Raw genomic sequence first — 23,757 nt, 5'->3', positions numbered from 1 at the left:
AATGGCAAGACCGCTCTTCCGGTTTGCACCTTGCGAAATACTCTCTGGGGGTCCGGGGGGCGAAACGCCCCCGGCGGCCGGCACCATGAGGACCATATGACCTTTTCCCTTGTCGCGCGCTGCGCAAAAACTGGCCAGTTCGGCGTGGTGATTTCCTCATCTTCTCCGGCAGTTGCGGCGCGATGTTCCCATGTCCGCGCCGGTGTGGGCGCCGTGGCGAGCCAGAATGTGACCGACCCGGCGCTCGGCCCCCTGCTGCTGGATGCACTGGAGGCGGGGGCTTCGGCCGGGGCGGCGTTGCAGGCGGTGACGGCGGGTCGGACGCATATCTGTTACCGGCAATTGCTGGTCGTGGACGGGTCGGGCGAGGTGGCGATTCATTCTGGGACAAACGTATTGGGCCTTTGGGGCGAGGCGCGGGGGAAAGACTGCGCTTCGGGCGGCAACCTTCTGGCCAGCAATGATATTCCCGCGAGCATGGTTGCGGCTTTTGAGGCTGCGGGCGGCCATTTGGGCGACCGTCTGATCGCCGCTTTGCAGGCCGGGCTGGCCGCCGGGGGCGAGGCGGGGCCGGTCCGCTCGGCCGGGCTGAAGATCGCGGATCGGCTGTCCTGGCCGCTGGCCGATCTGCGGATTGACTGGGCCGACGATCCGATCGGGATGCTGGCCGAGGCGTGGACGGTCTATCGCCCGCAGATGGCCGCTTATGTCCAGCGCGCCGAAGATCCGACGCAGGCGCCGTCCTACGGGGTTCCGGGTGACGAATAGACTTGGCAATGTCAACGCCTGGCATAGCCTTGTCCTAATCTGTGAGGAGATCGCCGATGCCGCTGCGCTTTACGCTTCGTCAGTTGGAATATCTGGTCGCGGTCGGCGAAGCGGGGTCGATCGCGCTGGCGTCCGAGCGGGTGAATATCTCTTCCCCGTCGATTTCGGCGGCAATTGCACAGCTTGAGGCCGAGTTCGGCCTTGCGCTTTTCGTGCGCAAACATGCCCATGGCCTGACGCTGACCCAAGGGGGAAGGCAGTTCATGGCGCAGGCCAAGGCGGTGCTGGCCGAGGCGGCGCGGCTGAACGATCTGGCGGGCGAGATCACCGGGCAGGTGCGCGGCCCCCTGTCGGTCGGCTGTCTGCAGACCTTCGCGCAGGTGCTGTTGCCGCAGCTTCGGCGCGGTTTTGTCGATGCGTTTCCGCAGGTCGAATTCCGGCAGGCCGAATTGAACCAGACCGAGATATTCGAGGGGCTGCGCGGGGCGACGCTGGATGTCGCATTGATCTATGATCTTGATATTCCGTCGGATATCTTCTTTCTGCCACTGATCACCCTGCCACCCTATGCGGTTTTGCAGGCCGATCATCCACTCGCCCGGCAGACGAGTGTCAGCCCGGCCGATCTTGCGCCTTTGCCGATGGTGCTGCTGGACCTGCCGTTTTCGACCGATTATTTCCTGTCGGTCTTCACCCGCGCCGGGCTGCGACCGCGCATTGTCGAACGGACCCGCGACATGGGGGTGATGCGCGCCATGGTGGCCAATGGCTTTGGCTATTCCATCGCCAATATCCGCCCGGTCACCGATCAGGCGCCCGATGGCGGGCGGCTGGCGCATGTGCCGCTGGCCGGGCCGGTGCGGCCCCTGCAACTGGGGCTGGCCGTGATGGCGGGGGCGGGGCTGGCGCTGACGGTGCAGGCATTTGTCGATCACGCCCGCGCCACGCTGACCCCTGGCACGGCTTAGTGAAGTCCGAATCAGAATATCAATCTAGACTGCCCAGCCCCTTACCCGCCAGGAACCACCGCAATGACCGACCCGCGCCACGAGATCCTGTTCACCCCGCTGGCCATCGGGCCGCATGTTGCCAAGAACCGCTTTTATCAGGTGCCGCATTGCAATGGTGGCGGCTACCGCGACCCTTCTGCCGTGGCGGCAATGCGCGGGGTGAAGGCCGAGGGCGGCTGGGGCGTGATCTTTACCGAACAGACCGAGATGCACCATTCCTCGGAAATCACCCCCTTCATCGAGCAGCGGCTGTGGGAGGATCAGGACATTCCTGCCCTGCGCAAGATGTCGGAGGCGATGAAGACCCATGGCGCGCTGGCGGGCATTCAACTGGCCTATTCCGGCATCAACGGGCCGAATTTCTACAGCCGTGAGGTGCCGATGGCGGTCAGCCCCGGCCCGATCCGCACCTTTACCAATGACCCGGTGCAGGCCCGCGCGCTGGACAAGGCCGACATCCGCAACCTGCGGCGCTGGTTCGTGAATGCGGCAAGGCGGTCCAAGCTGGCGGGGTTCGACCTGATTTGCCTGTATGGCGCGCATGGCTTTGGCATCTTTCAGCATTTCCTGAGCCGGGCCACCAATCAGCGCGGCGATGAATATGGCGGCAGTCTGGAAAACCGCTCTCGTTTCGTGCGTGAGGTGATCGGCGATATGCGCGATGCGGTGGGCGATTGCATGGCGCTGACGCTGCGGGTGTCCTTGGACGAAACCATTGGCGATCTTGGTTTTTCCAACGCGGAGCTGCGCGATTTCATCGGGATGAACGGCGATCTGCCGGACCTTTGGGATCTGGCGCATGGCACATGGGAGGAGTGTTCCGGGCCCTCGCGCTTCAAGGAGGAGGCGGCGCAAGAGGAGTTGGTGCGCGGCATCCGTGAGTTGACCAGCCGCCCGGTGGTGGGCGTCGGGCGCTTTACCAGCCCCGACGTGATGGCGCGGCTGGTGCGGCAGGGCACGCTGGATTTCATCGGCTGTGCGCGGCCTTCGATTGCCGACCCCTTCCTGCCGGTGAAGGTGCAGGAAGGCCGCAGCGAGGATATCCGCGAGTGTATCGGCTGCAACATCTGCGTTTCCGGCGACATGACGGGCGGTATCAGCCGCTGCACCCAGAACCCGAGCTTCATGGAAGAATGGCGCAAGGGCTGGCACCCGGAGCGGATGAACCCCAAGGGGGAAAGCCAGTCGGTGCTGGTGGTGGGCGCCGGGCCTGCCGGGCTTGAGGCAGCGCGGGCGCTGTCCTTGCGCGGTTACGATGTGGCGCTGGCCGAGGCGGGTGATGCCCTGGGCGGACGGGTGGCGCGGGAGCGGCTGCTGCCGGGGCTTTCGGCCTGGGGACGGGTGGCGGATTACCGGATTTATCAGCTTTCGCAGCGGGCGAATGTGGAGACCTATCTGCAAAGCCGGCTGACGGTGGAGGATATCCTGTCCTTTGGGTTTCAGAATGTCTGCATCGCCACCGGGTCGCAGTGGCGGGCCGATGGCGTGGCGCGGATGCATGTCGCGCCGGTCCCCAATACCGGAATGCCGGTGCTGACGCCGGATGACCTGATGGCGGGGCAGCGGCCCACGGGGCGGGTCGTGCTGTTCGACGATGACCATTACTACATGGGCGGCGTGCTGGCCGAGCTTTGCGCGCGCGCGGGATGCGAGGTGACGCTGGTCACGCCTGCCGCCTTCGTCTCGGACTGGAGCCGCAACACGCTGGAACAGGGGGCGATCCACCGGCGGCTGGCGGCGGCGGGGGTGAAGATCGTGCTGAACACCGGGATCACGGCGCTGGAGGCGGGGGCGGTGGTGACCGCCTGCGCCTATACCGGCGCAGAGGCGCGGCTGGAAGCCGATACGGTGGTGATGGTGGCCAGCCGGACTTCGGACGACGCGCTTTATCAGGGGCTTATGGCACGGCAGGCGGACTGGGCCGATGCGGGCATCCGTTCGGTCAAGGTGATCGGCGATGCGGCAGCGCCGGGGCCGATTGCCTGGGCCACCTATGCCGGGCACCGCTATGCGCGCGAGGTGGACATGGCGGAGATCGGCGATGCCCTGCCCTTCCGGCGCGAGGTGGTGGCCTTGCAGGGCTGACCGCGCCTTCCGTCGGGTTGGCAAAGGTGCGTGCAAGCACGCAGCCTGCCGGCCGCAGCCGCTTGCGCCGCATCGCCGCTTGCCCCTATCCTGCCCGCATGGCCACCCTGCGCCCTGACGATCCTCTGCCGCGCCCGGCATCCTTTTCGGATGACGCCTGGATTGACGTGCTGTCGGCGGTGGACCGCACCTATGCCGATCTGGTCGGCTATCAGGAGCGGCTTGAGCGGCAGAATGCCGAATTGCAGGGGATGCGGGCCTTTCTGACCTCGATCCTCGGCTCGGTGTCGGATGTGCTGATCGTGGTGTCGCGCGGCGGGCTGGTGGAGCAGGCTTCGGCCTCGCTCATGGCGCGCACGGGGCGGGTGGCGATCGAGGGCGGCGATCTGCGCGAGTTGATCGACCCGGCCGATCATGCCCGGTTGCAGGCCGGTCTGGCAGAGGCGCGCGACAGCCGCCGTTCGGTGGTGCTGGAACTGGGCCTGCTGACGCCCGAGGGGCCGAGCCCGCTGGAACTGTCCATCGCGCCCCGGCTGGATGACCGGGGCCGGGCCGCGGGATTTGTGCTGACCGGGCGGCCCCTGGGCGAATTGCGGCTGGCCTATGCGGAACTTTCGGCCAGCCATGACGCGCTGAAGGCGGCGCAGGCGCAGCTTGTGCGCAATGAAAAGCTGGCCTCGCTGGGCCGTCTGCTGGCCGGGGTGGCGCATGAGCTGAACAACCCGATCAGCTTTGTCTATGCCAATACCCATGCGCTCGACCGCTATCTGACCAAGTTCGAGACCTATTTCCAGCGGGTGCAAGAGGGCGCCAGCCGCGAGGAACTGGTGGCCCTGCGCGCCAATCTGCGGCTGGACCGCGAGATCGGCAATCTGCGCACCGCGATTGAGGGGGCCCGCGACGGGTCAGAGCGCGTGCGCGATATCGTCGAGGATTTGCGGCGGCTTTCGTCAGACGGTTCGGGTGAACGGCTGGTGTTCGATCTGGTCGATTGCGCCCGGATCGCGGCCAATTGGGTGTTGCGGGGGATGAAACAGCCGGTCGCCCTGACCTTTGCCGGAGAGCCGCAGGTCATGGCCTTTGGCCGGCCCGGCCATATCCAGCAGATCGTGATGAATCTGGTGCAGAATGCCGTTGACGCGCTGGAGGGCTGTGCCGGGGCTTCGGTCACCCTTACCGCGCGGGCCGAGAACGGGCGGGCGGTGCTGACGGTGGCCGACAACGGACCGGGGATTTCGCCCGATCTGGCGGCGGCGATCTTTGACCCGTTCTTCACGACCAAGCCGGTCGGGCGCGGCACCGGCCTTGGCCTGTCGATCAGCCACAAGATTGCTGAGGAACATGGCGGGCGGCTGATGCTGGCCGAGGGCGGGCCGGGGGCGACCTTCCGGCTGGAACTGCCGGGGGGGCCGGAATGACGACGCTTCTGTGGTTGCAGGCTTCGGGGTGCGGCGGCTGCACGATGTCGCTGCTTTGCGCCGAAAACCCCGGTCTGGCAGACCTTCTGGCCGATGCCGGGATCGAATTGCTCTGGCATCCGGCCCTGTCGGTGGAAACCGGGGCCGAGGCGCGGGCGCTCCTAGAGCGGATCGAGAGCGGGCAACAGCCGCTGGATATCCTCTGCGTCGAGGGCGCGATTGCGCGCGGCCCGCGCGGCACCGGGCGGTATCAGATGCTGTCGGGCACCGGCCGCAGCCTGATGGATTGGGTGGCAAGCCTTGCGCCAAGGGCGGCCCATGTGGTCGCGGTGGGCAGTTGCGCGGCCTATGGGGGGGTGACGGCGGCGGGCGGCAACCCTTCGGACGCGGTGGGGCTGCAATATGAGGGCGCGCATCCGGGCGGCTTGCTGCCTGCGGGATGGCGCGGCGGGGCGGGCGGGGCGGTGATCAACGTCGCGGGCTGTCCGACCCATCCCGGCTGGGTCACCGAGACGCTGATGATGCTGGCGGCAGGTGAGGCGGTGGCGCTGGACGGCTATCAGCGCCCCCGGTTTTACGCCGATCATCTGGTGCATCACGGCTGCCCAAAGAATGAATTTTACGAATACAAGGCTTCGGCGCGTGAGCTGTCGCAACTGGGCTGCATGATGGAAAACCTTGGCTGCATCGGCACGCAGGCGGTGGGCGATTGCAACACAAGGCCGTGGAACGGCGAGGGAAGCTGCACCAAGGGCGGCTATCCCTGCATCAACTGCACCGCGCCGGAATTTGAAGACCCGCGCCATCCCTTTACCGAAACGCCCAAGATCGCCGGCATCCCGGTGGGCCTGCCGACCGATATGCCCAAGGCGTGGTTCATGGCGCTGGCCTCACTGTCCAAGGCGGCGACGCCGGAACGGTTGGGGGTCAATGCGGTTTCCGACCATGTGGTGGTGCCGCCGACCTTGAGGAAACCCCGGTGACCCAAGACATCACCCGGCTGGTGGTCGGCCCGTTCAACCGGGTGGAAGGCGATCTTGAGGTGACGCTGGACGTGGCCGAAGGCCGGGTGCGGAGCGCGCGGGTCAATGCGCCGCTCTACCGCGGGTTTGAACGGATGCTCGAGGGGCGCGACCCGCGCGACGCGCTGACCATCACGCCGCGGATTTGCGGCATCTGCTCGATCAGCCAGTCGGCGGCGGCGGCGCGGGCCTTGGGGGCGGCCATGGGGCTGGCGCCGACGCCCGAAGGTGCGGCGATGGCGGCGCTGATCCATGCGGTCGAGAATGTGGCCGACCATCTGACCCATTTCCACCTGTTCTTCATGCCGGATTTTGCAAGGCCCGCCTATGCCGGGCGCGGCTGGCATGACCGGGCGGTCAGCCGGTTCACGGCAGTTGAGGGCGGTGCGCTGCGTGCCGCCGTGCAGGCGCGGGCGGAACTGTTGCACATCATGGGGCTGATGGCGGGCAAATGGCCGCATACCTTGGCCATTCAGCCGGGCGGCGTGACCCGCGCACCCGGCCTGCGCGAAAAGCTGCGCCTGCAAGCCAGCCTGCGCGCCTTCCGCCGCTATCTTGAGACCGATCTGTTCGGTGCCCCGCTTGAGGATTTCGCCGCCTTGCCCGATGCGACGGCGCTGATGCACTGGACCCGCGGTGATGCCGGGCTGTTCCTTGAGATTGCCGCCGATCTTGACCTTGCGACGCTGGGCCGGGGCGCCGGGCGCTATATGAGCTTTGGCGCCTATCCTTTGGCCGAAGGCCCGGTCTTTGCCCGCGGATTGTGGGAGGGCGGGACGCAGCCGCTCGACACTGGCGCGATCCTTGAGGATGTCAGCCATTCCTGGATGCTGGGCGGGGCGGCCCATCCCGCCCGTGGCCGGACCGAGCCGGACGAGGCGATGCGCGAGACGGCCTATAGCTGGTGCAAGGCGCCGCGGCTGGCAGGCCGTCCGGTGGAAGTCGGCGCCTTGGCGCGGCAGGTGGTGGATGGCCACCCGCTGGCCCTGTCGCTGGCGCGGGACGGCGGGGTGCTGGCGCGGGTGGCGGGGCGGCTTCTGGAACTGGCGCGCACGCAGGGCGTGATGGAGCGTCTGGTGGCAGATATCCAGCCGGCTGCGCTGTTCATGGCGCAGGGAACCCTGCCGCGCGAGGGCGCTGGCGAAGGGCTGGTCGAAGCGGCACGCGGCGCGCTGGGCCATTGGATACGGATCGAAAAGGGCCGGATCGCCGGCTATCAGATCGTGGCACCGACGACATGGAACTTTTCCCCCCGCGACAGCGCCGGTCTGCCCGGACCGTTGGAGGCGGCACTGGAGGGCGTGGCCGCGGGCGAAGGCGAGGCGGTGCCCTTGGCGGTGCAGCATGTGGTGCGCAGTTTTGACCCCTGCATGGTCTGCACGGTGCATTGATGGGCCGCGCACCCTGCCCTGGCGGCGCGGGGGGCCGTCTGCCCCCCTCGGCCTTCGGCCTCTCCCCCCGAGGATATTTGGGCCAAGATGAATGGGGGGCGCCGTGAAGGGGGCTGTGATCCGGGTGCGCGGGCAGGTGCAGGGGGTGGGGTTCCGCCCCTTCATCTGGCAATTGGCGCAGGAGTTCGGGCTGCGCGGCGAAGTGCTGAACGATCCCGAAGGGGTGCTGATCCGGGCCTGCGGGGCGCGGCTTGAGGAATTTGCCGCCGCCATTGCGCCGCGTGCGCCGAAACTGGCGCGGGTGGATGCGGTGGAGGTTGCCGGGCAGCCCTTCGACGTGGAGCCGGAGGGGTTCATCATTGCCGCCTCGCAGGGGCGCGGCGCGGAAACCCGGGTGGTGCCGGATGCGGCGACCTGCGCCGATTGTGTGGAGGAGGTGTTCGGCGACGGGCGGCGGCGCGGTTATGCCTTTACCAACTGCACCCATTGCGGGCCGCGTTTTACCATCCTGAAGGGGTTGCCCTATGACCGGGCGATGACCACCATGGCAGGGTTTGCTTTGTGCCCCGCCTGCCGGGCCGAATATGAAAACCCCGCCGACCGCAGGTTTCACGCCCAGCCGGTGGCCTGCCCGGATTGTGGTCCGCGGCTGTGGTATGAGGGCGGGCCGGGCGGGCCGATTGCGGCGGCGGGGGCCTGTCTGCGGGCGGGTGGCGTGGTGGCGGTCAAGGGGTTGGGCGGGTTCCATCTGGCCTGCGATGCGGCCAATCCGGCTGCGCTGGCGCTGCTGCGCGCGCGCAAGCGGCGGCCGGCCAAACCCTTTGCCCTGATGGGGCGCGAGGCGGATCTGGCGGCGGTGGCGGTGCTGGGGGAGGCCGCGCTGGCGCTGCTCGGCGATCCGGCGGCGCCGGTGGTGCTGGTGCCGTCGCGCGGGGTCTTGCCGGAAGGCGTGGCGCCGGGCATGGCCGATCTGGGGGTGATGCTGCCCTATACGCCCCTGCACCATCTGCTGCTGGAGGCGTTCGGCGGCGTGCTGGTGATGACCTCGGGCAATCTTTCGGGCGAGCCGCAGGTGATCGGCAATGATGAGGCGCGGGAGAAGCTGGCAGGCTTCGCCGACGGCTTCCTGTGCCATGACCGCGACATCGCGCGGCGGCTGGATGACAGTGTCGAGCGGGCCACCCCCCGGATGGTGCTGCGCCGCGCCCGGGGGCGGGTGCCGGGCACCCTGCCCCTGCCGCCGGGATTTGGCGCGGCGCAGGTGCTGGCGGTGGGCGGGCAGATGAAGGCGGCGATCTGTCTGGTCAAGAACGGGCAGGTGATGCTGTCGCACCATCTGGGCGATCTGGACGATGCGCTGACGGTCGAGGAGTTTTCCCGCGCGATTGCCGATTGTTCGGCGCTGTTCGATCACCGGCCCGAAGCGGTGGCCTGCGACCTGCATGACGGCTACCGCGCCACCCGCGAGGCCGGGGCGATGGGCCTGCCCATGGTGAAGGTGCAGCACCATCATGCCCATCTGGCGGCCTGTCTGGGCGAAAACCTGTGGCCGCAGGACGGCGGGCCGGTGGCGGGGATCGTGCTGGACGGACTGGGTCTGGGGGCCGATGGCACGATCTGGGGCGGCGAGGTGCTGCTGGGCGATTACCAGAGGTTTGAGCGGGTGGCGCATCTGCGCCCGGCGCCCTTGGCCGGGGGCGATGCCGCCAGTCGCCAGCCCTGGCGCAATGCGCTGGTGCGGCTGGATCAGGCGGGGCTGGAGGCGGAAGCGGACAGGCTCTTCCCCGGCCAGCCGCGCGGGGTTTTGCGGGCGGCGATGGCGGCGGGGGTGAATGCGCCGATGTCCTCCTCGGCGGGGCGGCTCTTCGATGCGGTGGCGGCGCTGCTGGGGCTCTGCCCCGAGATGCAGAGTTATGAGGGTGAGGCCGCGATGCGGCTTGAGGCGCTGGCCGAACCGCCGGGGCCGGGCTATGCCATGGGGCCGGGGCTGGACCCGGCGCCGATGATCCGCCGCCTGATGGATGACCTTGCGGCGGATGTGCCGCAGGCCACCATCGCGGCGCGGTTTCATGACGGGCTGGCAGCGGCCTTTGCGGCAGAGGCGCGGGCGCTGGTGGAGACAGGCCGCGCGCAGGCGGTGGCGCTGTCGGGCGGTTGTTTCCAGAATGCCCGGCTGCTGACGGCCATGCAGGCCGCGCTGGAGGGTCTGCCGGTGCTGGTTCACCGCGAGGTTCCGGCCAATGACGGCGGGCTGGCCTTCGGGCAGGCACTGGTGGCGCTGGCGCAGATGTAGGATGGGCAATCTGCCCATCCCGCACGAAACCTCATGGAAACCGCCTGACCGCCCCCCGCGCCGAACTGGTCAGCGCCTTGCCGCGCGGGGCGCGGCACACCCGGGGCATATCCGGCCCAACTCTCTGACCTGAAACGGCTTTCAGAGAGTTTTCCGCGCCGCCTGAAACCTTTGGCGCCTCCCTCTGCCCGCCTGCACTCTGCCCTTGGAGCCGTGACTCTGTCCGGCCAACCCAGCGACGAGGGGCAAGGGAGGAACCATGTCTGAGATCGAAACCTTTTACGAAGTCATGCGCCGTCAGGGGATCACCCGGCGCAGCTTCATGAAATACTGCTCGCTGACGGCCAGCGCGCTGGGCCTTGGCCCGGCCTTCGTGCCGAAGATCGCCCATGCGATGGAGACCAAGCCGCGCACGCCGGTGGTCTGGGTGAACGGGCTGGAATGCACCTGTTGCAGCGAAAGCTTCATCCGGGGGGCGCATCCCTTGGCCAAGGACGTGGTCTTGTCGATGATCAGCCTGGACTATCAGCACACGCTGATGGCGGCGGCGGGCCACCATGCCGAAGCGGCGCTGGAAGAGACGCTGGAGAAATACAAGGGCAACTACATCCTTGCGGTCGAGGGCAACCCGCCCCTGAACGAAGACGGCATGTTCTGCATCGTCGGCGGCAAACCCTTTGTCGAGCAGCTCCGCCATGCCGCGGCGGGGGCCAAGGCGATCATCTCTTGGGGCGCCTGCGCCTCTTACGGTTGCGTGCAGGCGGCGGCACCGAACCCGACCCGCGCCACCCCGGTGCATAAGGTCATCACCGACAAGCCGATCATCAAGGTGCCCGGCTGCCCGCCGATTGCCGAGGTGATGACCGGGGTGATCACCTATATGCTGACCTTCGACCGGCTGCCGGAACTGGACCGTCAGGGCCGCCCGGCGATGTTCTATGGCCAGCGCATCCATGACAAATGCTATCGCCGCCCGCATTTCGACGCCGGCCAGTTTGTGGAAGCCTGGGACGACGAGAACGCCCGCAAGGGCTATTGCCTCTACAAGATGGGTTGCAAGGGGCCGACCACCTATAACGCCTGCTCCACCGTGCGCTGGAATGAGGGAACCAGCTTCCCGATCCAGTCCGGCCATGGCTGCATCGGCTGCTCCGAGGACGGGTTCTGGGATCAGGGGTCGTTCTATGACCGGCTGACCAACATCAAGCAATTCGGGATCGAGGCGAATGCCGACACCATCGGCATGGGGGCTGCCGGTGCGGTGGGCGGGGCCGTGGCGGTTCATGCCGCCATTTCGGCGCTGAAACGCGCCCAGAAGAAAAATCAAGACAAGGTAGAGGGTTAAGCCATGGGGATCACAACGCCGAACGGCTTCAACCTCGACAACAGCGGCAAGCGTATTGTGGTCGATCCGGTCACCCGGATCGAAGGCCATATGCGCTGCGAGGTGAACGTGGATGATCAGGGCATCATCCGCAACGCGGTCAGCACCGGCACCATGTGGCGGGGCCTTGAGGTGATCCTCAAGGGCCGCGACCCGCGCGATGCCTGGGCCTTTACCGAGCGGATTTGCGGCGTCTGCACCGGCACCCACGCCCTGACCTCGGTGCGGGCGGTCGAGGATGCACTTGGCATCACCATTCCCGACAATGCCAATTCCATCCGCAACATCATGCAGTTGAACCTGCAAATCCATGACCATGTGGTTCACTTCTACCACCTGCACGCGCTGGATTGGGTCAACCCGGTCAACGCGCTGCGCGCCGACCCCAAGGCCACCTCCGAGCTGCAACAGGCGGTCAGCCCGAACCATCCGCTGTCCAGCCCCGGATATTTCCGCGATGTGCAGAACCGGCTGAAAGCCTTTGTCGAAAGCGGGCAGTTGGGCCTGTTCAAGAACGGCTATTGGGACAATCCGGCCTATCTTCTGCCGCCCGAAGCCGATCTGATGGCGACCACCCATTATCTGGAAGCGCTTGATCTGCAAAAAGAGATCGTGAAGATCCACACGATCTTTGGCGGCAAGAACCCGCATCCGAACTGGCTGGTGGGGGGCGTGCCCTGCCCGATCAACGTGCATTCCACCGGCGCCGTGGGTGCGATCAACATGGAGCGGCTGAACCTCGTCTCCTCGATCATCGACAAATGCATCGAGTTCAACCGCAACGTCTATCTGCCCGACGTGGTGGCGATCGGCGGCTTCTACAAGAATTGGCTGTATGGCGGCGGGCTGTCGGGCAAATCGGTGCTGGCCTATGGCGACATTCCCGAAAACGCCAATGATTTCAGCCCCGCGCAACTGCATCTGCCGCGCGGCGCCATCATCAACGGCAACCTGAACGAGGTGCATGACGTCGATCAGCGCGACCCCGAGCAGATTCAGGAATTCGTCGATCACTCGTGGTATGAATATGCCGAAGCCGGCAAGGGTCTGCACCCTTGGGATGGCGAAACCAAGCCGAAGTATGAGCTTGGCCCGAATGCCAAGGGCAGCCGCACCAATATCGAGCAGTTGGACGAAGCGGCGAAGTATAGCTGGATCAAGGCGCCGCGCTGGAAAGGCAATGCGATGGAGGTGGGGCCGCTGGCCCGCTATGTCGTCGGCTATGCCAGCGGGCATGAGGATATCAAGAATCAGGTCGATGGCCTTCTGGGCACCATGAAACTGCCGCTGACCGCGATCTTCTCGACCCTTGGCCGCACCGCAGCCCGGGCGCTGGAAAGCGAATATTGCGGGCGGCTGCAAAAGCATTTCTTCGACAAGCTGGTGCAGAACATCAAGAACGGCGACGAAAGCACCGCCAATGTCACGAAATGGGATCCCTCGACCTGGCCCAAGGAAGCCAAGGGCGTGGGGGCCACCGAGGCGCCGCGGGGTGCCCTTGGCCATTGGGTGCGCATCAAGGACGGCCGGATCGAGAACTATCAATGCGTGGTGCCGACCACCTGGAATGGATCGCCCCGTGACACCGCCGGCAATATCGGCGCCTTTGAGGCCAGCCTGATGGACACCAAGATGGAGCGCCCGGAAGAGCCGGTGGAAATCCTGCGCACGCTGCACTCGTTTGACCCGTGCTTGGCATGTTCCACCCATGTCATGTCGCCCGAAGGCCAGGAAATGGCCCGGGTCAAGGTTCGCTGAGAGGAGGAAGCGATGAAGAAACTTGCACTTTCGGCGGTTCTGATGGCCGTGGCCGCCCCGGCTTTGGCCCATACCGGGCATGGCGACACCTCGGGTTTTGTGGCGGGCATGTCGCACCCGGTCTTTGGCCCCGATCACCTGTTGGCCATGCTGGCGGTCGGCCTCTGGTCGGGTTTTGCCCTGCCCCACCGCTTCTGGCTGGGCGCCGCGACGTTCATGGCGGCCATGGCGGCGGGGGCCGCGATCAGTTGGGCGGGCATCGGCTATCCGATGGTCGAACAGGTGATCCTGACCTCGGTCGTGGTCTTTGGCCTGCTGGTGGTGGTGTCGAAACCCGGGCAGGCGCAGAGCCTGACGCTGGCTTCGCTGGCGATGATCGGGGTCTTCGCCTCGGCCCATGGCCATGCCCATGCCAGCGAGGCGACGGGCAATGCCTTTGGCTATCTTGCCGGCTTCCTGATTGCCACGGCGGGCCTGCATCTGGCGGGCATTGGCCTTGCCCGTGTGGTGGCCAATGGCCGGGCGGCGCGGATCATGCAGCGCGGGCTGGGTCTGGGGATTGCCGGCAGCGGCCTGCTGATGATGGCGGGCTGATGCCATGACCGACATCACCCCCCAACCCCCGGGATTTGAGGCGGCGCGGCTGACCGGCGATGCCACCGCGCAAGACCTTGAAACCCTGCGCAAACGCACCTCGGTCTATGTCTATGAAGCGCCGGTGCGCCTCTGGCACTGGCTGAATGCGGCGGCCATTCTGGTGCTGATCGTCACCGGCTATTTCATCGGCGCCCCGCTGCCCTCGATGCAGATCGGCGAGGCGACGCAGCAATTCGTCTTCGGCTATATCCGCTTTGCCCATTTCGCGGCGGCGCAACTGCTGACCGTGGGCTTCTTTGGCCGCATCTACTGGGCCTTTGTCGGCAACCACCACGCCAAGCAGATGTTCTACATCCCGATCTTCAAAAAGGTCTGGTGGCAGGAGGTGTTCTTCGAACTGCGCTGGTATCTGTTCCTTGAGGCCGAGCCGAAGAAATACGTCGGCCACAACCCCTTGGCACAGGCCGCGATGTTCTTCTTCATGACGGTGGGCATCACCTTCATGCTGCTGACGGGCTGGGCGCTTTATGCCGAAGGTGCCGGGCAAGGCAGCCTGCCCGATCTGGCGATGGGCTGGCTTCTGGGTCTGGTCGGCAACAGCCAGCGGCTGCACACGCTGCACCATCTGGGGATGTGGGCGATCATCGTCTTCATGATCATCCACATCTATGCCGCGATCCGCGAAGACATCATGAGCCGTCAAAGCATGGTGTCCACGATGATCTCGGGCCACCGCACCTTCAAGGACGACCGGCCCGAGTGAGTTCCTCCCGCGTGTCAGTGACCGGCGGGCCCTCGGGCCCGCCTTTTTCGTTTGGAAGGAAGATTTGCGATTGGCCAGCCATATCGGAAAGCATCCTTCCGATACGCAAGACGGCTAGCCCCCGTTACTTGCCATATTCTTCCCGCTTTTCAGCCGGTTGCCAGAAATTTCCGCGTCATGCAAAAACTCTCTGACCGGGTCATCTGCAAAGCATACTCTCACTTGTAAGGCGGGGGCGATAACCCCGCGACCAGAGCCGGACCGGGAGGAGAGGCGCATGACGGACAGGGTTCTGATCCTGGGGATCGGCAATTTGCTGTGGGCTGACGAGGGCTTTGGCGTCCGCTGCGTCGAGGCGATGGCGCAAAGCTATGCCCTGCCCGAGGGCGTCACCCTTCTGGATGGCGGCACGCAGGGGCTGTATCTCTTGCCGTTTCTCGAAGCCGCCGATGCGCTGATCGTGTTTGACGCCATCGACTATGGCCTGCCCCCCGGCACCATGAAGATCGTGCGTGATGACGAGGTGCCCGCCTTTATGGGCGCCAAGAAGATGAGCCTGCATCAGACCGGCTTTCAGGATGTGATCGCCACCGCCACGCTGATGGGCTACCGCCCGGCCAAGATGGTGCTGATCGGCTGCCAGCCGGTGGAGCTTGAGGATTTCGGCGGTGGCCTGCGCCCCGCCGTTGCCGCGCGCATCCCGCAGGCGCTGGAGATTGCCCGGGCCACGCTGGCCGATTGGGGCATCACCGTGACCGAAGGCCGTTCGCGCGCCGAGGGGCTGGCGCAGGCGCCGCTGTTGCGCGACGCCTATGAAGCGGGGCGCCCGTCCGAGGATGACGCCTGCCGTATCGGTGATGCCCGCTTTTTCCCGCAGGTGCCGTGATGTGTCTGGGCGTGCCGATGCAGATTGCGGCGGTCGCCGGCATCGCGGGCCACATGACCGACGGCACATTGGTTGACCTGTCGCTGGTGCCCGAGGCCGGGCCGGGCGACTGGGTTCTGGTCTTCCTTGGTGCCGCGCGTGAGGTGCTGACGCCCGAGACTGCCGCGCAGATTTCCGCCGCGCTGGACGGGCTGCGGTCGCTGATGGCGGGCGGCGATCTGGGCGATGCCTTTGCCGATCTGGATGCCCGCACCCCCACCCTGCCCCCCCATCTGCAAGCCGCGCTCGACGCGGGCCAGCCCACAGGATAGCCGATGCACGATCACGCCCCCCATGACGACCACGCCACTCCGGCGGCCCCCCACCCCCTGCTGACCCGGCTTGAGGTCGAGTTCGGCTGGCCCAGCCTGCACAGCCGCCATGATCTGGCCGAGTTCACCGCAAGGCCCGGCGCGCATTGCCTGTTCATCCCCGGCGATCCCCGCCGCAATCTGGAAACCGCCGATGCGGCGGTGATCCTGCCGGAATTGCGGGTGGCCTTTCAGCACGCCTTTGACTGCGCGCTGGTGGGCGACGGCATCGAGGCGGGCTTGCGCGAAGAGACCCGGGCGCTGAAGACGCCGGGGCTGCTCTTCTACCGCGAGGGGCGCTTTCTGGGTGCCATCGAGAAGGTGCGCGACTGGTCCGATTACCTCGACCGCATCACCCATATCCTGCAACGTCCTTCGGTCTGAGAGGTTCCCATGGCTTCGCCCTTCACCCTTCCGCCCTCGGGTTTTGGCCCCGGCTCGCAGCCCGACGCCGATGGCGAGTTGCAATACATGTCGATGCCCTCGGGGATGCGGACCTATTCGCCCCATCTGCCCGAGGCTGACGACCCTGCCGCCTTGTCGCCCGCGCTGGCCATGCTGTTGCAGGTGGCCGATGCCTGTGATGCGGCGGCGGCGGGCGGCGCGGGGGCCGAATTCGATCTGGCCAGCCTGCCCCCCGCGGCGCGCAAGGTGATGGCCGATTGTCTGGGTCAGGGCGAAGTGTCGATGAAGCTGCGCGGCATTCCTGCCGTGATGGTGCAGGAAAGCGTCTTTGCCGGGGTCTGGATGCTCGCCGCCGCCGGGTTGGACCGGCTGGAGGTCGGACCGGTGCCTGCGCTGGCTGTGGCGCGGGCGCATCTGCCGCACCGGCCCGCGCTGGGGGTGCTGGCGCGCAAGGCGCCGGGGGTGGTGAACGCCCCGGCCATTCTGGCCGAACTCTTGGACAAATCCGCAGGTTTCCGCCCCGGCGCCATGGCGCATGTGGTGAACCTGACCCTGCTGCCCCACACGCCCGAAGACCTTGACTGGCTGGCCGAAGCTTTGGGCGAAGGCGCGGTCACCGTGCTGTCGCGCGGCTATGGCAATTGCCGGATCACCGCCTGCGCGCAGGGGCATGTCTGGCGGGTGCAATTCTACAACTCGACCGACCAGCTTATCCTTGACACCTATGAGGTGGCGGCGATGCCCGAGGTGGCATTGGCCGCACTGGAAGATCTGCAAGACAGCGCAGCGCGCCTGCGCGAAGTGGTGGAGGCAACGCGATGAGCGGGTTCGAGGGCAGCTATCTCGGCGCGTCGGACAAGATCAGCGCCAAGGCCATCATGGAATGCAAGATTTGCTGGACGCCCTATGACCCGGCGGAAGGCGACGACACGCGGCAGGTTCTGCCCGGCACGCCGTTTCTGGACCTGCCCGAGGATTGGACCTGCCCGGGCTGCTCCGCACCCAAGGCACAGTTTCTGGTCCGTGAAGACCCGGGCGCCGAAAGCGCCGCCGTCATGGAGGAAATGGCGCGGCGGGTCGCCGCACTTGAGGCCGATTTCCGCGAAATCTTCAACGCCAAGATGCGCGACGTGCCAATGGTGAACCACGCCCTACATGTGGCGGCTGTGGGGTTTCAGCCTTGGGAGGGTGGCTTTCTGGGGGTGCTGGTGGCACCGTGGTTCATGAACCTTGTGCTGCTGCCCGCCGAAACCCGCCCGGTGCTGGGCGCCGGGGAAAAGGAAGTGATCGCCTTCCCCTCGGGCGAATATGAATTCCTGCACAATGCGCGCGAGATGGTGGGGCCTTATCTGGCCTGCTCGCTCTTCTCGCCGATGGGGGATTTCACCAGCCAGTTGCAGGCGGTTGACGTGGCCCGCGCGGTGATGGCCGAACTTTTCCGCAGTGAGAACCGCGCCGGAACCGACCGCGCCGCCGATATCCGCGCCGCACGCGAAGCGGAACTGGCGCCCCCCGCGCCAGAGGTTGAGGCGACGCCATCGCGGCGCAAGCTGATCTCGGGCGGGCTGGCGGGCTGAGGATGCAGGGGGCCGTCGTTCATCTGTCGCCGGGACGGGCGCGGGTTCAGCCCGGGGCGGCGCTGCCGCTGGCGGCGCTGCTGGCCGGGCGCCCTGCGGCAGAGGCGGCGGCGATGTTGCCCCGCCTCTTCAACCTGTGCCGCATGGCGCAGGGGGTGGCGGCGCGGGCGGCGCTGGGGCTGGCGCCCGAAGTTTCCGACGCCGATCTGCGGGCCGAGGTGCTGCGCGAGCATCTGGTGGCGCTCTGCGTGACGCTGCCGCCTTTGCTGTGCCGGGCACCGGGGCGGCTGCCTGCGGGCGACGTGGCGGGGGCGCTTTTTGGACGGGGTCTGCCCAAGGGGCTGAACGGGTTGGCGGAGTGGCTGGCGCAGGGCGCGGGATGTGCGCCGCTGGTTGCCGCCCTGCGGGACGCGCTGCAACCGGGGGAGGGGGTCATTGCCCCCCTCCCCCCTCCCCCCGCCCCCTTCGCGCCCGGCCTCTGGGAAAATTCTGCCGCCGGACGCCGGGCGGACCATCCCTTGTTGCGCGCGGTCGAGGGCACCCATGGCCGTGGGCCGCTGTGGCGGCTGCTGGGCCGTCTGGCGGATGCCGAAGCGGTGCTGGCGGGTGATTTGCCGGGGGTTCGGGTTGAGAACGGAGTGGCGATTGCCCCCGCAGCCCGTGGCCAATATGCGCTGCGGATCGACACGGCGGGCGGGCGGGTGACCGGGTTGCAGCGCCGCACGCCGACCGACCACCTGCTTGCCCCCGGCGGCGCGCTGGAGCAGGCGCTGGCCACCTGCCGCCCCGCCCTTGCCCCGCTGATCATCGCGCTGCATGATCCTTGTGTGCCGGTCACGGTGAAAGAGGTGGCCCATGCATGAGATGAGCCTTGCCGAAGGCATCCGCAGCATCGTGCTGGATCAGGCCCGCGCCCATGGCTTTACCGCCGTGACCGTGCTGCGGCTGGAAATCGGGCGCTTTGCCGGGGTCGAGAAACCGGCGCTGGAATTCGCCTTTGACGTGGTGATGCGCGGCAGTCCCGCCGAAGGCGCGCGGCTGGAGATGATCGACCTGCCCGGGCAGGCGCTTTGCTATGATTGCCGGGTGACGGTGCAGATCGACGACCGGCTGGCGCCCTGCCCCCTGTGTGGCGGTGGCCGGCTGTTGCCCGAAGGCGGTGATGAAATGCGGATCAGGGATATGGAGGTGGTCTGATGTGTAGCGTTTGCGGATGCCATGGCGAGGTGACGTTTGACGCGGGGCCGAAGCCTGCGGAAAAACCCCTGCCCTTTCCCCATGTGCTGGCCAAGGCGCCTGCGGCGCACAACCATTCCCACGGGCATCACCATGACCACGGCCACCACTACGGCCTTGGTGCGGCGGGGGTTTCGGTGCCCGGCATGTCGCAGGCCCGGCTGATCGAGGTCGAAACCTCGATCCTTGCCAAGAATGACGCGCTGGCCGAGGCCAACCGCCGGGTGCTGCGGGCGCTGGGGGTTCTGGCGCTGAACCTTGTCTCAAGCCCCGGGTCGGGCAAGACCACCCTTCTGTGCAAGACCATTCAGGCGCTTGGCGATGCCCCGCTTGCCGTGATCGAGGGCGATCAGCAGACCAGCGCCGATGCCGACCGCATCCGCGCCACCGGCGCCCGGGCAATCCAGATCAACACCGGCAAGGGCTGTCACCTTGATGCCCATATGGTGGGCCACGCGCTGGACGATCTGCGGCCTGCACCCCGGTCCTACCTCTTCATCGAGAATGTGGGAAATCTGGTCTGCCCTGCCGGCTTCGATCTGGGCGAAGATGCCAAGGTGGCCATCCTGTCGGTGACCGAGGGCGAGGACAAGCCGCTGAAATACCCCGATATGTTCACCGCCGCGCGGCTGGCCATCCTGAACAAATGCGATCTGGCCCCGCATTGCGACGCCGACCTTGACGCCTATGAAGCGAACCTGCGCCGGGTCAATCCGGCCATCGAAATCCTGCGTGTCTCGGCCCGCACCGGGCAGGGCATGGCACAATGGCTGGAATGGCTGCGCGCCCGGCTGGCGGAGAAAGCCTGATGCCCAGCCCGCGCCCCGCCGTCCTTCTGGTCGATGACGAGCCCCATTCGCTCTCGGCGATGCGGATGGCGCTTGAGGATGAATTCGACTGCCTGACAGCGGGCGATGCCGATGCGGCACTGCGGCTGATGGAGGAGGAATGGGTGCAGGTGGTGATCTGCGACCAGCGGATGCCGGGTAAGACCGGGGTTGAATTCCTGACCGACCTGCGCGACCGCTGGCCCGACACCGTGCGCCTGCTGATCACCGGCTACACCGACCCCGGCGCCATGGCGCAGGCGATCAACGCCGCCGGCATCCAGCAATTCCTGACCAAACCCTGGCACCCGGATCAACTCTTGATGGCCGCCCGCAACGGCGCGCGCCTGTTTCAATTGGCGCGCGAGAATGAGCGTATGGCGCTGGAGATGCGCTTTCTGGCGTCCACCGCGCAGACCAAGCTGGAAAAGCGGCGGGCGGCGCTGCGCGAGGGGATGGGGTTTGAAACCCTGCTGCGCGCCCCCGCCAGCCCGATGAATGCCCTGATCGAGGCGGCACGGCATTACGCCAGTTTCGACGTGCCGGTCCTTATTGTGGGCGAACCCGGCACCGGCAAGGCGCGGCTGGCCCGCGCAATGCATTTCGGCAGCCTGCGCTCGGACAAACCATTCCACGCGCTGAACCTTGCGGGGATGCCCGAGGAGCTGGCGGCGATAGAGCTTTTCGGGGCAAAGCGCGGCGTCCTGCCCGGCGGGGTCAACCGCATCGGGCTGGCGCAAAAGGCGGATCGGGGCACGCTGTTTCTGGCCGGGCTGGAACATGCCGGACCCGCGCTGCAACTGGCGCTGTGGCGGCTGGTGGAAGAGGGCAGTTTCTCGCCCGTCGGCGGGCAGGAGGTGCTGACGACCAACCTGCGGCTGATTGCGGCTTCGGGTGGCGAACTGGCGCGGCGGGTGGCCGATGGCGCCTTCCGCCCCGACCTTTACTATGCATTGGCGGTGGGGGAACTGGCGCTGCCGCCGCTGCGCGCCCGGCGGGGCGATGTGGCTCTGCTGGCGCAGCATTTCCTGATGGATCTGGCGGCGCAGCATGGCAAGGCGGCCCATGGCTTTGCCCCCGCCGCCCTTGAATTTCTTGAGAATTACGACTGGCCCGGCAACCTGCGCGAATTGGCGAATGAGGTGACGCGGATGCTGATCTTTGCGCAATCGCCGCTTCTGGGGGCCGAGCTGATCAGCCGCCCGATCCTGCAAGCCGCCCCGCATGAGGCGGGGGCCGACCGTTCGGCCGAGGCGGTGCTGGTCGCCGATGGCACGCTGAAAGACCGGGTGGAACTGATCGAGATGCGGATTTTGCGCGAGACGCTGACGCGCCACCGCTGGAACAAATCGCGCGCCGCGGCCGAGCTGGGCCTGAGCCGGGTGGGGCTGCGGGCGAAACTGGACCGTTATGGCATTGCTGACCCCTCGGGGCGGCTGGCCGCCGAAGAGGAGGACGACTGATGTGTCTGGGCATACCGGGGCGGATCACCGCCATCGTGGATGAAGACCGGCTGATGGCGATGGCCGAGGTGTCGGGCGTGCGGCGCGCGGTCAATGTGGCTTGCGTGGCGGGCAATGACCTGACCGCACTGGTCGGGCAATGGGCGCTGATCCATGTCGGCTTTGCCATGAGCCTGATTGACGAAGATGAGGCCACCAAAACTCTGGAGGCGCTGCGCGATCTGGGCGAGGCGCAAGAGACGCTGGAACAGATGGCCCGCTCTGAGGAGGCTTTGGCATGAAATTTGCATCCGAATTCCGCGATCCGGCGGCGGCCAAGGGCCTGCTTGCCGCCATCGCCCGCAAGGCTGACGAGATCGGCGCCACCCGCGCCAAGCCCGTCCACATCATGGAAATCTGCGGCGGCCATACCCATTCGATCTTTCGCTACGGCCTCGACAAGCTGATCCATGAAGGGGTCGAGTTCATTCATGGCCCCGGCTGCCCGGTTTGCGTGCTGCCGATGGCGCGGGTCGATGAATGTGTCGAGATTGCCGAGCAGCCGGGGGTGATCTTCACCACCTTCGGCGATGCGATGCGGGTGCCCGGGCATCGCAAATCGCTGATGCAGGCCAAGGCCGACGGCGCCGACATCCGCATGGTCTATTCGCCCTTGGACGCGCTGGAACTGGCGCGGCGCAATCCCGACCGCGAGGTGGTGTTCTTTGGTCTGGGGTTTGAGACGACGACGCCTTCGACGGCGCTGTCGATCCAACAGGCAGCGCGCGAGGGGCTAGGGAATTTCAGTGTCTTCTGCAACCACATCACCGTGCCCGAACCGATCAAGGCGCTGCTGGATGATCCCGAGATGATGCTGGACGGCTTTGTCGGGCCGGGCCATGTGAGCATGGTGATCGGCGTGCATCCCTATGATTTCATTGCAGCCGACTATGGCAAGCCGCTGGTGGTGGCCGGGTTCGAGCCGACCGACCTTCTGCAATCGGTGCTGATGGTGCTGACCCAGATCGCAGAAGGCCGGGCGGCGGTGGAAAACCAATATGGCCGCGTGGTGCCCGAACATGGCAACCCGGTCAGCCTTGCCGCCATTGCCGATGTCTATGAGCGGCGGCCCAGCTTTGAATGGCGGGGGCTGGGGGAGATCGACGCTTCGGGCCTGCGCATTCGGGGGAAATATGCGGCCTTCGATGCGGAAGAGAAATTCGGCATCGGCTATGCCGCGGCCAGCCGCAACGTGCCGGAAATCCCCGGCTGCGCCTGTGGCGCGGTGATGACGGGCAAGCTGAAACCCACCCAATGCCCGCAATTCGGCACCGGCTGCACGCCGGAGATGCCGCTGGGGGCGCTGATGGTGTCGTCCGAGGGGGCCTGTGCGGCCTATTGGCAATATGCCGGGGCGCGGGTGGCCGCCGCTTAGGAAAATCCTTGAAGAAAGGATTTTCGGGTGGCGCCGCCCCCCGGCCCGTCCCGGGCTCCCGCCGGAGTATTTCGAAAGGTGCAAATCATGGCGTTGCGCGACAAGCGGGTGACGATGGCGCATGGCGGCGGTGGCCGGGCGATGCGCGATCTGATCGAAGAGGTCTTTACCTCGGTCTTTCAGCCGCCGGGGTCAGAGGATCAGGCGCGGCTGATGGCCGATGCCTTGCAGGTGCCGGGGGCGCGGCTGGCCTTTACCACCGACAGTTTCGTGGTGACGCCGCTGGAGTTTCCCGGCGGCGATATCGGCAAGCTGGCGGTTTGCGGCACGGTGAACGATCTGGCGGTGGGCGGCGCGCGGCCGCTCTGGCTCTCGGCGGCCTTCATCATCGAGGAAGGCTGCGAGGTGGCGCTGCTCCGCCGGATCGTGGCGACGATGGCGGAAGAGGCGGCAAAGGCGGGCGTGCGGATCGTGACCGGCGATACCAAGGTGGTCGAGCGGGGCAAGGGCGATGGCGTCTTCATCACCACCGCCGGAATTGGCGTGATTGCGCCGGGGGTCGATCTGGGTGCTGCGCGGATTGCGGCGGGGGATGTGGTGATCGTCAACGGCGTGCTGGGCGACCATGGGGCGACGATCCTTGCAGCGCGGGGCGATCTGGCGCTGTCGTCGGACATCGCCTCGGACTGCGCGGGGCTGGGGCATCTGATGCAGACGGCGCTGGCGGCGGCGCCCGGGATCAGGGCGGCACGCGACTGCACCCGGGGCGGGCTGGCTTCTGCGCTGAACGAGATGGCGGGTGAGGCGGGGCTGGCGGTCGAGATTGACGAGGCGGCGCTGCCGCTGCGCGACGAGGTGCGGGGGGTCTGCGAAATCCTCGGGCTGGACCCGCTTTATCTGGCAAACGAGGGGCGGCTGGTGCTGTTCTGCCCGCCGGATCAGGCCGAAGCAGCCTTGGCCGCGATGCGCGCACTGCCCGAAGGCGCGGGTTCGGTGGGGATCGGGCGGGCGATGGCCGGGACGGCCGGGCGGGTGACGATGCGCACCGCCTTTGGCGGCGCCCGCATTGTCGATATGCTGGTGGGCGAGCAATTGCCACGGATTTGCTGA

General features: G+C 66.8%; 23 protein-coding genes. All 23 read left to right on the top strand.

Annotation, left to right across the window (positions count from 1 at the left end):
- The first annotated feature begins 96 nt into the window (after positions 1 to 96).
- The 23 genes from HS053_RS03380 to hypE all read left to right on the top strand — a co-directional run bounded on the left by HS053_RS03380 (position 97) and on the right by hypE (position 23,757).
- Positions 97 to 768, top strand: a complete 672-nt coding sequence (locus tag HS053_RS03380) for a DUF1028 domain-containing protein (RefSeq protein WP_174209802.1) — start codon at positions 97 to 99, stop codon at positions 766 to 768.
- Positions 769 to 824: 56 nt separating this feature from the next.
- A complete protein-coding gene (locus tag HS053_RS03375; RefSeq protein WP_174209801.1) occupies positions 825 to 1,736 on the top strand; it encodes a LysR substrate-binding domain-containing protein in 912 nt (303 codons plus the stop codon).
- A 63-nt stretch (positions 1,737 to 1,799) separates the two neighbouring features.
- Positions 1,800 to 3,863, top strand: coding sequence for an oxidoreductase (locus HS053_RS03370; protein WP_174209800.1), 2,064 nt, complete (start codon positions 1,800 to 1,802; stop codon positions 3,861 to 3,863).
- Positions 3,864 to 3,961: 98 nt separating this feature from the next.
- A complete protein-coding gene (locus tag HS053_RS03365) occupies positions 3,962 to 5,281 on the top strand; it encodes a sensor histidine kinase (protein ID WP_174209799.1) in 1,320 nt (439 codons plus the stop codon).
- Positions 5,278 to 6,264, top strand: a complete 987-nt coding sequence (locus HS053_RS03360) for an NADH-quinone oxidoreductase subunit B family protein (RefSeq protein ID WP_174209798.1) — start codon at positions 5,278 to 5,280, stop codon at positions 6,262 to 6,264. The genes HS053_RS03365 and HS053_RS03360 overlap by 4 nt, the downstream gene beginning before the upstream one ends.
- Positions 6,265 to 6,272: 8 nt before the next feature.
- Complete coding sequence (locus HS053_RS03355; protein ID WP_174210073.1) at positions 6,273 to 7,694, top strand: nickel-dependent hydrogenase large subunit; 1,422 nt, start codon at positions 6,273 to 6,275, stop codon at positions 7,692 to 7,694.
- 91 nt (positions 7,695 to 7,785) lie between these two features.
- Positions 7,786 to 9,987 (top strand): carbamoyltransferase HypF, encoded by a 2,202-nt coding sequence (gene hypF, locus HS053_RS03350; protein ID WP_174209797.1) that lies wholly within the window; start codon positions 7,786 to 7,788, stop codon positions 9,985 to 9,987.
- Between the two features lie 259 nt (positions 9,988 to 10,246).
- Positions 10,247 to 11,332 carry a hydrogenase small subunit gene (locus HS053_RS03345; RefSeq protein ID WP_174209796.1) on the top strand — a complete coding sequence of 362 codons (1,086 nt, stop codon included), beginning with the start codon at positions 10,247 to 10,249 and terminating at the stop codon, positions 11,330 to 11,332.
- A 3-nt stretch (positions 11,333 to 11,335) separates the two neighbouring features.
- On the top strand, positions 11,336 to 13,129 hold the full coding sequence (locus HS053_RS03340; protein WP_174209795.1) for a nickel-dependent hydrogenase large subunit: 1,794 nt from the start codon (positions 11,336 to 11,338) through the stop codon (positions 13,127 to 13,129).
- A 12-nt stretch (positions 13,130 to 13,141) separates the two neighbouring features.
- Positions 13,142 to 13,723, top strand: coding sequence for a HupE/UreJ family protein (locus tag HS053_RS03335; protein WP_174209794.1), 582 nt, complete (start codon positions 13,142 to 13,144; stop codon positions 13,721 to 13,723).
- 4 nt (positions 13,724 to 13,727) lie between these two features.
- Complete coding sequence (gene cybH, locus HS053_RS03330) at positions 13,728 to 14,489, top strand: Ni/Fe-hydrogenase, b-type cytochrome subunit (RefSeq protein WP_174209793.1); 762 nt, start codon at positions 13,728 to 13,730, stop codon at positions 14,487 to 14,489.
- A 277-nt stretch (positions 14,490 to 14,766) separates the two neighbouring features.
- Complete coding sequence (locus HS053_RS03325; protein ID WP_174209792.1) at positions 14,767 to 15,375, top strand: HyaD/HybD family hydrogenase maturation endopeptidase; 609 nt, start codon at positions 14,767 to 14,769, stop codon at positions 15,373 to 15,375.
- The gene (locus HS053_RS03320; protein WP_174209791.1) at positions 15,375 to 15,686 is read left to right on the top strand and encodes a HypC/HybG/HupF family hydrogenase formation chaperone; all 312 of its coding nucleotides are present in this window, start codon (positions 15,375 to 15,377) and stop codon (positions 15,684 to 15,686) included. Before HS053_RS03325 ends, HS053_RS03320 begins: the two co-directional genes overlap by 1 nt.
- A 3-nt stretch (positions 15,687 to 15,689) precedes the next feature.
- The gene (locus tag HS053_RS03315; RefSeq protein WP_174209790.1) at positions 15,690 to 16,109 is read left to right on the top strand and encodes a thioredoxin domain-containing protein; all 420 of its coding nucleotides are present in this window, start codon (positions 15,690 to 15,692) and stop codon (positions 16,107 to 16,109) included.
- A gap of 9 nt (positions 16,110 to 16,118) precedes the next feature.
- Positions 16,119 to 16,952: a hydrogenase expression/formation protein gene (locus HS053_RS03310; RefSeq protein WP_174209789.1), complete on the top strand. Its 834-nt coding sequence runs from the start codon at positions 16,119 to 16,121 to the stop codon at positions 16,950 to 16,952.
- Entirely contained in the window at positions 16,949 to 17,707 is a 759-nt protein-coding gene (gene hybE, locus HS053_RS03305) for a [NiFe]-hydrogenase assembly chaperone HybE (protein ID WP_174209788.1), read from the top strand. The genes HS053_RS03310 and hybE overlap by 4 nt, the downstream gene beginning before the upstream one ends.
- Before the next feature lie 2 nt (positions 17,708 to 17,709).
- Complete coding sequence (locus HS053_RS03300) at positions 17,710 to 18,570, top strand: HupK protein (RefSeq protein ID WP_174209787.1); 861 nt, start codon at positions 17,710 to 17,712, stop codon at positions 18,568 to 18,570.
- A complete protein-coding gene (gene hypA / locus HS053_RS03295) occupies positions 18,563 to 18,904 on the top strand; it encodes a hydrogenase maturation nickel metallochaperone HypA (RefSeq protein WP_174209786.1) in 342 nt (113 codons plus the stop codon). Before HS053_RS03300 ends, hypA begins: the two co-directional genes overlap by 8 nt.
- A complete protein-coding gene (gene hypB / locus HS053_RS03290) occupies positions 18,904 to 19,752 on the top strand; it encodes a hydrogenase nickel incorporation protein HypB (protein WP_174209785.1) in 849 nt (282 codons plus the stop codon). The genes hypA and hypB overlap by 1 nt, the downstream gene beginning before the upstream one ends.
- Positions 19,719 to 21,233 carry a sigma-54-dependent transcriptional regulator gene (locus tag HS053_RS03285; protein WP_458358873.1) on the top strand — a complete coding sequence of 505 codons (1,515 nt, stop codon included), beginning with the start codon at positions 19,719 to 19,721 and terminating at the stop codon, positions 21,231 to 21,233. The genes hypB and HS053_RS03285 overlap by 34 nt, the downstream gene beginning before the upstream one ends.
- On the top strand, positions 21,233 to 21,514 hold the full coding sequence (hypC, locus tag HS053_RS03280) for a HypC/HybG/HupF family hydrogenase formation chaperone (RefSeq protein ID WP_174209783.1): 282 nt from the start codon (positions 21,233 to 21,235) through the stop codon (positions 21,512 to 21,514). The genes HS053_RS03285 and hypC overlap by 1 nt, the downstream gene beginning before the upstream one ends.
- The gene (hypD, locus tag HS053_RS03275) at positions 21,511 to 22,647 is read left to right on the top strand and encodes a hydrogenase formation protein HypD (protein ID WP_174209782.1); all 1,137 of its coding nucleotides are present in this window, start codon (positions 21,511 to 21,513) and stop codon (positions 22,645 to 22,647) included. Before hypC ends, hypD begins: the two co-directional genes overlap by 4 nt.
- An 87-nt stretch (positions 22,648 to 22,734) precedes the next feature.
- Entirely contained in the window at positions 22,735 to 23,757 is a 1,023-nt protein-coding gene (hypE, locus tag HS053_RS03270; protein WP_174209781.1) for a hydrogenase expression/formation protein HypE, read from the top strand.

The organism is Tabrizicola fusiformis (assembly GCF_013328815.1).
GTDB lineage: Bacteria > Pseudomonadota > Alphaproteobacteria > Rhodobacterales > Rhodobacteraceae > Fuscibacter.
The sequence above is the reverse complement of the archived record's forward strand: the minus strand, read 5'-3'. Positions and strand labels throughout refer to the sequence as shown.

What these genes read in the sequence shown, in the direction of transcription:
- HS053_RS03380 (WP_174209802.1), top strand. Translation starts at nt 97, where the DNA reads ATGACCTTTTCCCTTGTCGCGCGCTGCGCAAAAACTGGCCAGTTCGGC.
- HS053_RS03375 (WP_174209801.1), top strand. Translation starts at nt 825, where the DNA reads ATGCCGCTGCGCTTTACGCTTCGTCAGTTGGAATATCTGGTCGCGGTC.
- HS053_RS03370 (WP_174209800.1), top strand. Translation starts at nt 1,800, where the DNA reads ATGACCGACCCGCGCCACGAGATCCTGTTCACCCCGCTGGCCATCGGG.
- HS053_RS03365 (WP_174209799.1), top strand. Translation starts at nt 3,962, where the DNA reads ATGGCCACCCTGCGCCCTGACGATCCTCTGCCGCGCCCGGCATCCTTT.
- HS053_RS03360 (WP_174209798.1), top strand. Translation starts at nt 5,278, where the DNA reads ATGACGACGCTTCTGTGGTTGCAGGCTTCGGGGTGCGGCGGCTGCACG.
- hypF (WP_174209797.1), top strand. Translation starts at nt 7,786, where the DNA reads ATGGGGGGCGCCGTGAAGGGGGCTGTGATCCGGGTGCGCGGGCAGGTG.
- HS053_RS03345 (WP_174209796.1), top strand. Translation starts at nt 10,247, where the DNA reads ATGTCTGAGATCGAAACCTTTTACGAAGTCATGCGCCGTCAGGGGATC.
- HS053_RS03340 (WP_174209795.1), top strand. Translation starts at nt 11,336, where the DNA reads ATGGGGATCACAACGCCGAACGGCTTCAACCTCGACAACAGCGGCAAG.
- HS053_RS03335 (WP_174209794.1), top strand. Translation starts at nt 13,142, where the DNA reads ATGAAGAAACTTGCACTTTCGGCGGTTCTGATGGCCGTGGCCGCCCCG.
- cybH (WP_174209793.1), top strand. Translation starts at nt 13,728, where the DNA reads ATGACCGACATCACCCCCCAACCCCCGGGATTTGAGGCGGCGCGGCTG.
- HS053_RS03325 (WP_174209792.1), top strand. Translation starts at nt 14,767, where the DNA reads ATGACGGACAGGGTTCTGATCCTGGGGATCGGCAATTTGCTGTGGGCT.
- HS053_RS03320 (WP_174209791.1), top strand. Translation starts at nt 15,375, where the DNA reads ATGTGTCTGGGCGTGCCGATGCAGATTGCGGCGGTCGCCGGCATCGCG.
- HS053_RS03315 (WP_174209790.1), top strand. Translation starts at nt 15,690, where the DNA reads ATGCACGATCACGCCCCCCATGACGACCACGCCACTCCGGCGGCCCCC.
- HS053_RS03310 (WP_174209789.1), top strand. Translation starts at nt 16,119, where the DNA reads ATGGCTTCGCCCTTCACCCTTCCGCCCTCGGGTTTTGGCCCCGGCTCG.
- hybE (WP_174209788.1), top strand. Translation starts at nt 16,949, where the DNA reads ATGAGCGGGTTCGAGGGCAGCTATCTCGGCGCGTCGGACAAGATCAGC.
- HS053_RS03300 (WP_174209787.1), top strand. Translation starts at nt 17,710, where the DNA reads ATGCAGGGGGCCGTCGTTCATCTGTCGCCGGGACGGGCGCGGGTTCAG.
- hypA (WP_174209786.1), top strand. Translation starts at nt 18,563, where the DNA reads ATGCATGAGATGAGCCTTGCCGAAGGCATCCGCAGCATCGTGCTGGAT.
- hypB (WP_174209785.1), top strand. Translation starts at nt 18,904, where the DNA reads ATGTGTAGCGTTTGCGGATGCCATGGCGAGGTGACGTTTGACGCGGGG.
- HS053_RS03285 (WP_458358873.1), top strand. Translation starts at nt 19,719, where the DNA reads ATGGCTGCGCGCCCGGCTGGCGGAGAAAGCCTGATGCCCAGCCCGCGC.
- hypC (WP_174209783.1), top strand. Translation starts at nt 21,233, where the DNA reads ATGTGTCTGGGCATACCGGGGCGGATCACCGCCATCGTGGATGAAGAC.
- hypD (WP_174209782.1), top strand. Translation starts at nt 21,511, where the DNA reads ATGAAATTTGCATCCGAATTCCGCGATCCGGCGGCGGCCAAGGGCCTG.
- hypE (WP_174209781.1), top strand. Translation starts at nt 22,735, where the DNA reads ATGGCGTTGCGCGACAAGCGGGTGACGATGGCGCATGGCGGCGGTGGC.